At 45.0% G+C, this 11,627-nt stretch carries 9 protein-coding genes; 3 read left to right on the forward strand and 6 right to left on the reverse strand.

The genetic code is table 11. The annotated features are described in order from the left end of the window. On the reverse strand, positions 1-376 hold a 376-nt coding region (locus HMPREF9010_RS00810; RefSeq protein ID WP_032852983.1), incomplete at its 3' end, for a hypothetical protein. Between the two features lie 647 nt (positions 377-1,023). On the opposite strand from HMPREF9010_RS00810, the gene HMPREF9010_RS00805 reads away from it, so the two are divergent. From HMPREF9010_RS00805 to HMPREF9010_RS00795, 3 genes are all read left to right on the forward strand, one after another. Then, on the forward strand, positions 1,024-2,079 hold the full coding sequence (locus HMPREF9010_RS00805; RefSeq protein ID WP_004300926.1) for an efflux RND transporter periplasmic adaptor subunit: 1,056 nt from the start codon (positions 1,024-1,026) through the stop codon (positions 2,077-2,079). A gap of 65 nt (positions 2,080-2,144) precedes the next feature. After that, on the forward strand, positions 2,145-5,177 hold the full coding sequence (locus tag HMPREF9010_RS00800) for an efflux RND transporter permease subunit (RefSeq protein ID WP_008651821.1): 3,033 nt from the start codon (positions 2,145-2,147) through the stop codon (positions 5,175-5,177). 48 nt (positions 5,178-5,225) lie between these two features. Further along, a complete protein-coding gene (locus HMPREF9010_RS00795; protein ID WP_008651822.1) occupies positions 5,226-6,497 on the forward strand; it encodes a TolC family protein in 1,272 nt (423 codons plus the stop codon). 108 nt (positions 6,498-6,605) lie between these two features. Here the strand turns inward: HMPREF9010_RS00795 and HMPREF9010_RS00790 are convergent, their stop codons facing one another. The 5 genes from HMPREF9010_RS00790 to HMPREF9010_RS00770 form a co-directional block, all read right to left on the reverse strand. Further along, a complete protein-coding gene (locus HMPREF9010_RS00790; RefSeq protein ID WP_004300933.1) occupies positions 6,606-6,947 on the reverse strand; it encodes a type II toxin-antitoxin system RelE/ParE family toxin in 342 nt (113 codons plus the stop codon). Further along, entirely contained in the window at positions 6,937-7,200 is a 264-nt protein-coding gene (locus HMPREF9010_RS00785) for a hypothetical protein (RefSeq protein WP_004304421.1), read from the reverse strand. Before HMPREF9010_RS00785 ends, HMPREF9010_RS00790 begins: the two co-directional genes overlap by 11 nt. A 103-nt stretch (positions 7,201-7,303) precedes the next feature. Next, on the reverse strand, positions 7,304-8,539 hold the full coding sequence (locus HMPREF9010_RS00780) for a sodium ion-translocating decarboxylase subunit beta (RefSeq protein ID WP_004300937.1): 1,236 nt from the start codon (positions 8,537-8,539) through the stop codon (positions 7,304-7,306). Further along, positions 8,539-10,374: a biotin/lipoyl-containing protein gene (locus HMPREF9010_RS00775; RefSeq protein WP_008651823.1), complete on the reverse strand. Its 1,836-nt coding sequence runs from the start codon at positions 10,372-10,374 to the stop codon at positions 8,539-8,541. The genes HMPREF9010_RS00780 and HMPREF9010_RS00775 overlap by 1 nt, the downstream gene beginning before the upstream one ends. Positions 10,375-10,400: 26 nt before the next feature. Beyond that, a complete protein-coding gene (locus HMPREF9010_RS00770) occupies positions 10,401-10,661 on the reverse strand; it encodes an OadG family protein (RefSeq protein WP_004300941.1) in 261 nt (86 codons plus the stop codon). Positions 10,662-11,627: the final 966 nt, after the last annotated feature.

Below are 11,627 nucleotides of genomic sequence, written 5' to 3' on the forward strand. Positions count from 1 at the left end.
TGGCATCGGAGTTTTTTCGAACCTTGATGTGATAGGTTGACTCCGCAAGATTAATCAATTCCTCACAAGCTTCATGACGAAGACTTTCCTCCTGAAGGGCACGCTGAAGCTTGCGGTTTTCGGCACGCAATGCAGCGAGTTCTTTCTCCAGTTCATTGAGAGACTCATCAGAGGCTTTTCTTAAAGAGGGTTGTTCTGTACTCATAACTTTATCATTTATATGATACTTATCAAGCCAAAGAATCAGCAAACGACGGCAAATACCCGTACGCTTGGCAAACTGATACTTCGTTTCGGAAGTCGATAAATACTCACGAATATACGACATTCGTTCAGATTCTGTGTAAGGAGTGTACTTCTTTTTTAATTCTTCCATGTGAATTTCGAATTTAAGAAGTGTCAACTTATTCAGTACACTACAGTCACCCCAATTATCCCATAGCTTTGCACAAAGGAATCAAGGCTTTTTCTTTGATTATATAACGCGTTGCAGATACTTTATCTGCAACCTATCTGCCACAGGTATCTGCAACGTTCCAACTATCTACTAATTAGCGTATTACACGCTTTTCGTTGCAGGTGGCAGATGTTTTTATGTTTTTCAACTTTATAGTAGGAAAAAATTTCATTCATTTCTGCACCGTTTCATTCATTTCTGCACTGAAATGAGCAAAATAGTGCGATTTTAGTTTATTTCTGCACACTTCTTTGCTAAATGGAAATTTATATTTCACCACAGAGGACACGGAGGACACAGAGATTAACTATTTTTTATTCACTATAGAGTAATACAGAGTAATCGCATTTATCGCTCTGTTTTGCTTACGGAAAGAGAGAAAAGAACTCTGTGTCCTCCGTGTCCTCTGTGGTGAACTCGTAAAGTTCCCGTTTTTTTGTATTCCATATAAAGGTTAAGAGGCAGGATATGAAAAGACAGGAATATTGAACATAAATAAACAGGAGTTGTTTTAGTATATTATTCGCTATTTATCAACGCAAAACCTCTAAACATCAACGTGGTATATGAAAAAGGAATTTGGATTCGTCCTGGCGGCTGCAATCTTGCTGGCTGGCTGCGGACAGAAAAAAGAAACGACAACGACAACTGCACGTCCTGTAAAGACTACGATTGTCGAGTCAAGATCGATTATCAGAAAAGATTTCTCGGGAATCGTGGAAGCGGTGGAATATGTGAAGCTGGCTTTCCGGGTCAACGGACAAATCATCCAGCTTCCTGTCATCGAAGGACAGAAAGTGAAAAAAGGACAACTCATCGCGGCTATCGACCCCAGAGACATCGCGTTGCAATATGCCGCCACGAAATCGGCATACGAAACGGCTTCGGCACAAGTGGAACGTAACAAACGGCTCCTCTCCCGGCAAGCGATCTCCGTGCAGGAATATGAAATCAGCCTCGCCAACTTCCAGAAGGCGAAGTCTGAATACGAACTGTCTGCCAACAATATGCGCGACACCAAGCTGACAGCCCCTTTCGACGGTTCTATCGAAAAACGACTGGTGGAAAACTATCAGCGTGTCAACTCCGGTGAGGGGATCGTGCAGCTTGTCAATACACACAATCTGCGTATCAAATTCACCATTCCGGATGCGTATCTTTATTTGTTGCGCGCCAAAGACCCACGTTTCCTTGTAGAGTTCGACACATTTAAAGGACACGTGTTTCAAGCGAAACTGGAAGAATATCTTGATATTTCTACGGATGGCACAGGAATTCCGGTCAGCATCACGATTGACGATCCGTCATTCGACCGCGATCTGTATGCTGTGAAACCCGGTTTCACGTGCAGCATCCGTTTCACGGCAGATGTAGGCCCGTTGGTGCAGGATAGCTGGACGATTGTACCGCTTAGTGCCGTATTCGGTGAAAGCGAAGGGAATAAAATGTATGTCTGGGTGGTAGAAGACAACAAAGTCCACAAACGGGAAGTGACCGTCAACGCCCCGACCGGAGAAGCACAGGCGCTCATCTCGGAAGGTTTGAAACCCGGTGAAAAAATCGTCATAGCAGGCGTATACCAACTAGTAGAAGGAGAATCTATCACAACTGTTGACAGGTGATAGTTGATAAATGATTAAGTATCATTTATCCGCTGTCATTCATCAATTATCAACGATCATTTATTATGAGTTTAGCCAAATATTCATTAGATAATACGAAAATCATCTATTTCTTTCTTGCTGTATTGCTGATTGGGGGAATCACTTCTTTCGGCAAGCTGGGTAAGAAAGAGGATGCTCCTTTCGTCATAAAGTCGGCGGTTATTATGACCCGCTATCCGGGTGCCGAACCGGCAGAAGTGGAGCGGTTGATTACCGAGCCTATCTCTCGTGAGATTCAAAGTATGAGCGGTGTGTACAAGATAAAATCAGAATCGATGTACGGGCTCTCAAAAATCACATTCGAGTTGCAACCTTCCTTGTCGGCAAGCTCCATTCCGCAGAAGTGGGATGAGTTGCGACGGAAGGTGCTTAATATACAGCCACAGTTGCCGAGCGGTGCTTCCGCACCGACGGTTTCCGATGATTTCGGCGACGTGTTCGGTATCTATTACGGTCTGACGGCGGACGACGGTTACACATACGAAGAGATGCGCAACTGGGCGGAACGGATCAAGACGCAGGTAGTGACGGCGGACGGGGTGATGAAAGTCGCCCTGTTCGGGACGCAGACGGAGGTGGTCAATATTTTTATTTCCACCAATAAGCTCGTAGGTATGGGCATCGACCCGAAACAGCTTGCCAGTCTGTTGCAATCGCAGAACCAGATTATCAATACCGGAGAAATCCGTGCCGGCGAGCAACAGCTCCGGGTGACTGCCAACGGTATGTATACCACCGTAGACGATATCCGCAACCAGGTGATTACCACCAAAGCCGGACAAGTGAAACTGGGCGATATCGCCGTCATCGAAAAAGGGTACATGAACCCTCCATCCAACATCATGCACGTGAACGGCAAACGTGCCATCGGCATCGGCGTCTCCACCGACCCGCAACGGGACGTGGTGCAGACGGGCAAGAACGTGAAAGCCAAACTGGACGAATTGTTGCCACTGATGCCTGTGGGACTGGAACTGCAAAGCCTGTATCTGGAGAACGAAATTGCCAACGAAGCCAACAACGGATTTATCATCAATCTGATCGAATCGATTCTGATTGTAATTGTGATTATCATGTTGGTGATGGGTTTGCGCGCAGGTGTGCTGATCGGCTCGTCACTGATTTTCTCTATTGGCGGCACATTGCTTATCATGTCTTTCTTCGGTGTCGGGCTGAACCGTACTTCATTGGCGGGATTTATCATCGCCATGGGGATGCTGGTGGATAACGCCATCGTGGTAACGGACAACGCACAGATTGCCATTGCTCGTGGAGTAGACCGGCGGAAAGCGCTGATAGACGGCGCAACCGGTCCGCAATGGGGATTGCTTGGGGCTACGTTCATCGCTATCTGTTCGTTCCTCCCACTCTACCTTGCTCCTTCTGCCGTGGCGGAAATCGTGAAACCGCTTTTTGTGGTGCTTGCCATCTCGCTGGGATTGAGCTGGGTGCTCGCGCTGACGCAGACCACTGTTTTCGGTAATTTCATTCTGAAAGCGAAGGCAAAGGACGGCACGAAAGACCCGTATGACAAACCGTTCTATCACAAATTCGCCTCCATCCTCCGCACGCTGATTCGCAGGAAAACATTGACACTGGGTTCGATGGTAGTGCTTTTTATTGCTTCGCTGGTTATCATGGGGACGATGCCGCAAAACTTCTTCCCTTCTCTCGATAAGCCTTATTTCCGGGCAGACGTGTTCTATCCCGACGGGTATAGCATCAATGATGTAGTGAAAGAGATGAAATCCGTAGAAGAGCATCTGGCAAAGCAGCCGGAAGTGAAGAAAGTATCGATCACCTTCGGCAGCACGCCGTTAAGGTATTACCTGGCTTCTACTTCGGTGGGCCCGAAACCGAATTTTGCCAATGTATTGGTTGAATTGACGGACAGTAAATATACAAAAGAGTATGAAGAAGATTTCGATGCGTACATGAAGGCGAATTATCCGAATGCGATTACCCGCACCAGTCTGTTCAAACTGTCGCCTGCGGTGGATGCCGCTATCGAAATCGGGTTTATCGGTCCGAATGTGGACACGCTTGTGGCGCTCACCAACCAGGCTTTGGAGATTATGCACCGGAATCCGGATTTAATCAATGTGCGCAATTCGTGGGGAAATAAAGTTCCTGTATGGAAGCCTGTATATAGTCCCGAACGAGCGCAACCGTTAGGGGTATCGCGTCAGGGAATGGCACAAAGTATCCAGATCGGAACCACAGGTATGACGCTTGGAGAGTACCGGCAGGGCGATCAGGTGCTTCCTATCTTATTGAAGGATAACACGGTGGATTCGTTCCGCATCAATGACCTGCGCACGTTGCCCGTGTTCGGCACGGGGAATGAAACGACCAGTCTGGAACAGGTGGTATCGGAATTTGATTTCCAATATCGTTTCTCGAATGTGAAGGATTACAACCGGCAAATGGTGATGATGGCGCAATGCGATCCGCGTCGCGGAGTGAATGCGATTGCTGCTTTCAATGAGGTTTGGCCGCTGGTGCAGAAAGAGATTAAAGTGCCGGAGGGGTATACGATGAAGTATTTCGGGGAACAGGAAAGTCAGGTGGAGTCTAACGAGGCGTTGGCCAAGAATTTACCGTTGACGTTCTTCCTGATGTTCGTCACGCTGTTGTTCCTGTTCAGGACGTATCGTAAGCCGACAGTGATCTTGTTAATGTTACCGCTTATTTTTATCGGTATCGTTTTGGGATTGGTGTTGCTAGGCAAGTCGTTCGACTTCTTCTCCATCCTTGGTTTGCTCGGACTGATTGGGATGAATATCAAAAATGCGATTGTACTGGTGGAACAGATTGATCTGGAGGCAAAGACGGGCAAAAAGCCGTTGGATGCTGTTGTCAGTGCTACAACGAGTCGTATTGTCCCCGTAGCAATGGCGTCCGGCACGACCATTCTGGGTATGTTGCCATTGTTGTTCGACGCGATGTTCGGCGGTATGGCGGCTACGATTATGGGAGGTCTGTTGGTGGCTTCGGCTCTGACATTGTTTGTTCTTCCGGTAGCTTATTGTGCCATTCAGAGAATCAAAGGCTAATTGCCTTCTCTTATATGAAACTTGAATTTATTGTATAGATTGAATAAAATGAAAACTCAACTTATAACTCTGTCTCTGCTGCTCCTCGGCTTCACAGCCGGAGCACAGCAGCCCTATCTTAGCCGGGAAGCTTACCGGGATAAAGTGGAAGCTTACAGCCAAATTCTGAAGCAGCAGAAACTAAAGACGATGGCAAGTACGGAAGCACGGAAGATTGCTCACACGGGATTCTTGCCCAAAATTGATGTCAATGCGGACGGGACCCTCAACATGAGCGACCTTAATGCCTGGAACGAACCGGTAGGCGAATACCGCAACCACACCTATCAAGGTGTATTTATCGTCTCGCAACCGTTGTACACGGGCGGGGCACTCAACGCCCAGCACAAGATTGCCAAAGCGGACGAGAAGCTGAATCAACTAAATGAAGAACTTACCATCGACCAGATTCATTATCAGAGCGATGCAGTTTATTGGAATGCTTCTGCTTCACAGGCTATGTTGCAGGCGGCGGACAAGTATCAAAGTATTGTGAAGCAACAGTATGACATCATTCAGGATCGTTTCAACGACGGGATGATTAGTCGAACGGACTTATTAATGATTTCCACCCGGTTGAAAGAAGCGGAATTGCAATATATCAAGGCGCGTCAGAACTATACGCTGGCGCTGCAAAAGCTGAATATCCTGATGGGAGAAGAGCCGAACAATCCCGTAGACAGTCTGTACACGATTGACACGGCTTCCGCTCCGGTGCAGATACTTTCTCTGGAGAATGTACTGCAACGTCGCGCGGATTACGAAAGTACGGAGGTGAATATCATGAAAAGTCAGGCGCAACGCAAAGCGGCTCTTAGCCAGTTCAACCCGCAATTGAATATGTATTTCAGCGGTGGATGGGCTACAGCTACACCTAACCTCGGTTATGATGTTTCTTTCAATCCCATCGTCGGCATTAACCTGAATATACCGATCTTCCGTTGGGGAGCCCGGTTCAAAACAAACCGTCAGCAGAAAGCGTATATCGGCATACAGAAACTGCAACAAAGTTATGTGACGGATAATATCAACGAGGAACTTTCTGCCGCCCTAACCAAACTGACGGAAACGGAATATCAAGTGAAAACCGCCAAAGAGACTATGAATCTGGCTAATGAAAATCTTGATTTGGTTTCTTTCTCGTATAATGAGGGAAAGGCAAACATGGTGGATGTGCTCTCCGCGCAATTGTCATGGACACAGGCGCACACCAATCTGATTAATGCGTATCTGTCGGAAAAGATGGCGGTAGCGGAATACAGAAAGGTAATCAGTGAATAAATTTAGAAACAAAAGAAACTTGTTCACAAAGTCTTAGTCTTATAAAAGAAATCGTCCTGTTATCACGGTTACGTGATAACAGGACGATTTCTTTTTATATCATAAGGACTACAAAATACCATTTTGCTTCAGGATATCTTCTATTTCCTTATCTGTGATATTTGCACGTTCTGACTTATCATAAATAGTGAGCAATTTTATCTCTGTATCTATTTCTGTCCAGATTATCGTATAGGTTATCACCCGTGCACCTCCACTTTTACCTTTATTTTTCGAAGTTATCGCTATACGTATTTTACGAAGATTATTGCCCAAACTGACTCCTTGTTCAGGATTTAATAACAAATCATTTCCAAAATTCCTAAGATCTTCTTTCAACGATTTATACCGTTTTGACAAATGCTTCATTTCCCTTAAAAATTCGAGGGTAACGCTTATTCTATATTTCATTAAGGGCATCATCTAATGACTTAAACTCCAACTTACCCTCCAGATTCAGTTTCAGTTCCTTACACGCCTGATCTAAGCTTGCCAGAATCTCCGCCTTTGTCTGGTAGGGAGCTGCTTCCTCTGCGACAACATTCGTTTGCTCTTCTTCACAACTCAACATCGATTTCACTCTCCGCAGAATAGCGACATCATCCACATCCAGAATCCGCCGAATCAGTTCGTTCTTTTCGGCTTCCAATGACATTGCACTCATACGCTTGCTATTTTTACTGTTATACATTCACACAAAGATAACGCTATCAAACGAATCTTCCAAGTGTGAATGTATAAAAAGTCTTTTTCAGGCAGGAATTATCTTACGCAAGGAAGGAGATCAACACACCCGCAGCTACGGCAGAACCGATTACTCCAGAGATGTTGCTTGCCATGCAATACTGCAATACGTGATTCTTCGGATCGTATTTCAAAGCAATCTCATTGGCTACACGGCTCGCCATCGGAACGGCACTCAAACCAGTGGCGCCGATAAGCGGATTGATTTTCTTCTTCGAGAAGAGATTTACCAGTTTCACAAAGAAAATACCACCGGTTATAGAAAGTGCAAATGCAAGGAATCCACCGATCACAATACCGATTGTTGTCCAGTTGAGGAATGCTTCGGCTGTCATCGTTGCTCCTACGGACAGTCCGAGGAAGATGGTGGCAGCATTCATGATACTATTGGAAGCGGCATCGAACAAGCGGAATGTGTTGGTTCCGATTTCTTTCACCAGGTTACCAAACATCAACATACCCACCAAAGGCACTGCACTTGGCACGAAGAGGGCAACAATAGTAGTTACCACGATCGGAAAGATAATCTTCAATACACGCAGGTTCTTGATTTCAGTCTTCGAAGGGTACTTCTTTTCCTGTTCTTTCATGTTGATGCTCAACTCTTTCTTCGTACAGAACAGTTTCACTACCAGCGGAATAATCACCGGAACGAGCGCCATATACGAATAAGCGGCAATGGCAATCGGGCCCAGCAAATGCGGCGCCAGTTTGATGGTGGTAAAGATGGCTGTCGGACCATCCGCACCACCGATAATGCCCAGAGAAGCGGCTTCCTGTGGAGTGAATCCCATCAGGATGGCTACCAGCAACACGGTAAAGATACCCAACTGTGCAGCTGCACCGAATATAGAAAGATGCAGGTTACGCAACATCGGCCCGAAGTCCGTCAGCGCACCGACACCCATAAAGATGATCGGAGGCAGAAAACCTGTTTTAATCAACATATAGTAGATGAAGTTCATGATTCCCAGTTCGTGGGCAATGTCATGCAAAGGCATTTCCCAGATGTTCTTCAACACTCCGTTTACCATCACCATACCATTTTCGTCGGCCTGAATCACGCCCATATCTCCTCCGGGAAAGTTGGCTAGCAACACACCGAAAGCGATGGGGACAAGCAACAACGGCTCGTATTGTTTCTTAATACCCAAATAGAGCAGAACGAACGCGATGGCATACATTATCAGGAACTGCGGTTCGGCAATGATATTGCTGAACGCAGTCATGTCATATAAGTTCTCAAATATTTCGTTCATTATCCTATCTTCATTAATATGTCATCTTCTGAAACAGCATCTCCCGGGTTGACACAGATAGCAGTCACTGTACCGCCAAACTCTGCACGGATGGCATTGTAGGTCTTCATCGCTTCTACATAGCAGATTACATCACCTTCTTTCACAGTGTCACCTACTTGCAAAGGAGTTTCCTGCGCACCTTTCACTAAGAAGAACTTGCCTTCCAACGGAGAAAGTACTTCTTTACCCTCTCCTGCCGGAGCAGCGGCAGCACCCGCAGGAGCAGCAGGTAGTTCGGTATCACCGTATGCTACCGTCACACGATAGGCCTGTCCGTCCACTTGTACGGTCAGTGTCTTCGGTTTGGCATCTTCTTCCGGAGATTTATCTTTTTCGGCACGACGTTTGGCTACGTCTTCCAGGAAGTCTTCTTTTGCTTTGCCACTCTTGTAAGCCTCATATTGAGCCGGGTGCATAGCATATTCGAAGAGTTCTTCGTCGTCCTGTCCTACTTCCCATTTGTTCTCTTTCATCAGTTTGCGATATTTGTCGAGGGCATCGGGATAGTTATTCTGCGGATCACCTTCAAAGAACTTACGGCCTTCACGTTCTGCCTTTTCAATGATTTCGGGAGCAAGTTTACCCGGCAGACGTCCGGCTTTACCCAGAATCATATCCCAGATATCATCGGCAATCATTCCCCAACGTTCTTTTCCTTTTTCCATGGCCATCACGTTCATCATGGCGAGGTTCTTCACGTATTGGCTGAACGGAGTCACCAATGGAGGATAACCGACACGAGGCCATACGTAAGCTACTTCATCAAAGAGCTTGATGAGAAGCTGGTCTTGCGTCATAAACGGCAGATTGTGTTTTGCCTTATATTTATTGATAGATTCCAAATTGGATTCGAGGTCGGCCATCAAACTACCCATCATACCGCCAGGAAGTCCGGGAGCAATCAGCAAGGAGTTCATCAGACGGTTTTTCGGGCTGATATACAAGCCGAGGAAGTCGTCCATAAATTCCTGAATCATGCCGCGCACTTTCATGTAGGCTTCCATATTGATTTCGGGCACTTGATATCCGGCGTCTTTCAGCATTGCCTGCACACTAAGCAAGTCAGCGTGACCTGTTCCCCATGATAGTGGTTCCATGCCTACGTCGATGTAGTCGCAACCGGCTTCGCATACTTCGAGGATACTTGCCATATTGAATCCGGGACCTGCATGACTGTGATACTGAACGGGGATTTCGGGATGTGCCGCCTTGATATTTGCTACGATCTTACCTAACGATACGGGACGGCCAATTCCTGCCATGTCTTTGATACAGATTTCGTCTGCTCCCAGTTTGATAAGTTCCAGCGCCATATTGGTGTAGTACTCTACAGTATGGATAGGCGAATGAGTGATGCAAAGCGAGCATTGCGAAATCATGCCTGCTTCCTTTGCGTATGTGATGGAAGGAGCAATGTTACGCACGTCGTTCAATCCGCAGAACGTACGGGTAATGTCTGTTCCTTGTGCTTTCTTTACTTTGTAGAATAATTTGCGGACGTCTGCCGGAACGGGGCTCATACGGAGTCCGTTCAGTGCGCGGTCGAGCATGTGGGTTTGAATACCGGCTTCATGGAACGGTTTTGTCCATTCGCGCACAGCTTTATTCGGGTTTTCACCAAACAATAAATTTACCTGTTCAAAACCTCCGCCGTTTGTTTCTACGCGGGCAAAACAGCCCATTTCAATGATGGCAGGAGCTACCTTTACGAGTTGGTCTACACGAGGTACGTATTTTCCGGCAGATTGCCACATATCTCGGAAAACCAAACTAAACTTTACTTCTCTTTTCATGTCTTTCAGTGATATTCTTTATAGATTTATAATTTTTCTACTTTAGTGATTTTTCCTTTACCTTGTGTCACCACATTTACAGCAGCTGTAATGGCGGCTAAGATGTTTCCCGGAACAGGGGCAGGACCTTGCGATGCTTCCCGCTTCACAGGAACCACTTCTTCAGGAGCATACTTGTTGACTAATGTAATCAACAACTTACCTAAATAAATCACAATCAGCAGAATAACAAACACGGTAGCCATTCCGACCACCATCAGCAGGATCGCTGTTTCGATATTTTCCATATAATAAACTATTAGTATTTTAAGTTGTTCGTCTAAAAAGCGTTCGAAAATACCAAATTTTTATTATAAAATAAATTAAGAAAGGAATATAATGTATAAAAACGTCATTTCTCTGATTGGAAAACTGGGGAAGTTTATGATTTATGATTTATGATTTATGATTTAGCGTGCCATCCACATCTAAACTAAATTCCCATTTATCTTATTTATTATCTGCTTCTATTGCACAACCCAAATAGTAAATGGTAAATAGTCCAATAGTAAATCGTCCTATCTATTGTTCCTACAAAAAAATGTGAGAGAAAGCCCCTCAACTTTCTCTCACACTCTGATAAAACAATTATTAAATAAAAATACTCAATGATAGACCGGTTCAGCCCTTTTCTGGTTTCATACTCTCTTAACCTACTATTAAACTACCAGATAAAACCGGCCTTGTTAAACCTCTCATGCGCCATCACGGCTTTCATTCTTTTAATTAGCGTAGCAGTCTAGTTGAAAAACCCTTTTTTAAGCCAACTAAGTCTGTTTAATCGGAAAAAACAAGCCTCTAAAGCTCATATCACGTCCGATGAGGGAATCTTTCCGGCTTACGTTTGTGGCAGGAATAATTTATCTGCCGCTGTCTATTGTTTGCTTTGAGCCCTAGTTTGCATTTCTTTTAAAACATTGTTTGTTTTGGGTTAAATTTAAATTTTATAAAAAGCATCTATTGTTTGTTTTGAGTTTAGTTTGTAATTCTCTATAAAACATCTATTGTTTGTTCTGAATCCCGGCCTTATTTCTGCCGGATAATTTCTAATTTCTTCTACTACAACATTTAATCTTCTAATCAATTCTACCGTTTTCTTCAAATATCATTAAATAGCTCTTATATTAGAAAGAGAAGCATCCGTTGTTTTTTTACCAAGAAAAAATGAAGAAAATTTGAAGAAAAACAAAAAAGCCTCTTCTGGATAGTCAGAG

Origin of the sequence: Bacteroides sp. 3_1_23, from assembly GCF_000162555.1 — a bacterium.
Classification (GTDB): Bacteria; Bacteroidota; Bacteroidia; order Bacteroidales; family Bacteroidaceae; genus Bacteroides; species Bacteroides ovatus.

Coding starts and splice junctions, on each gene's coding strand:
- HMPREF9010_RS00805 (WP_004300926.1), top strand. CDS start 1,024: ATGAAAAAGGAATTTGGATTCGTCCTGGCGGCTGCAATCTTGCTGGCT.
- HMPREF9010_RS00800 (WP_008651821.1), top strand. CDS start 2,145: ATGAGTTTAGCCAAATATTCATTAGATAATACGAAAATCATCTATTTC.
- HMPREF9010_RS00795 (WP_008651822.1), top strand. CDS start 5,226: ATGAAAACTCAACTTATAACTCTGTCTCTGCTGCTCCTCGGCTTCACA.
- HMPREF9010_RS00790 (WP_004300933.1), bottom strand. CDS start 6,947: ATGAAATATAGAATAAGCGTTACCCTCGAATTTTTAAGGGAAATGAAG.
- HMPREF9010_RS00785 (WP_004304421.1), bottom strand. CDS start 7,200: ATGAGTGCAATGTCATTGGAAGCCGAAAAGAACGAACTGATTCGGCGG.
- HMPREF9010_RS00780 (WP_004300937.1), bottom strand. CDS start 8,539: ATGAACGAAATATTTGAGAACTTATATGACATGACTGCGTTCAGCAAT.
- HMPREF9010_RS00775 (WP_008651823.1), bottom strand. CDS start 10,374: ATGAAAAGAGAAGTAAAGTTTAGTTTGGTTTTCCGAGATATGTGGCAA.
- HMPREF9010_RS00770 (WP_004300941.1), bottom strand. CDS start 10,661: ATGGAAAATATCGAAACAGCGATCCTGCTGATGGTGGTCGGAATGGCT.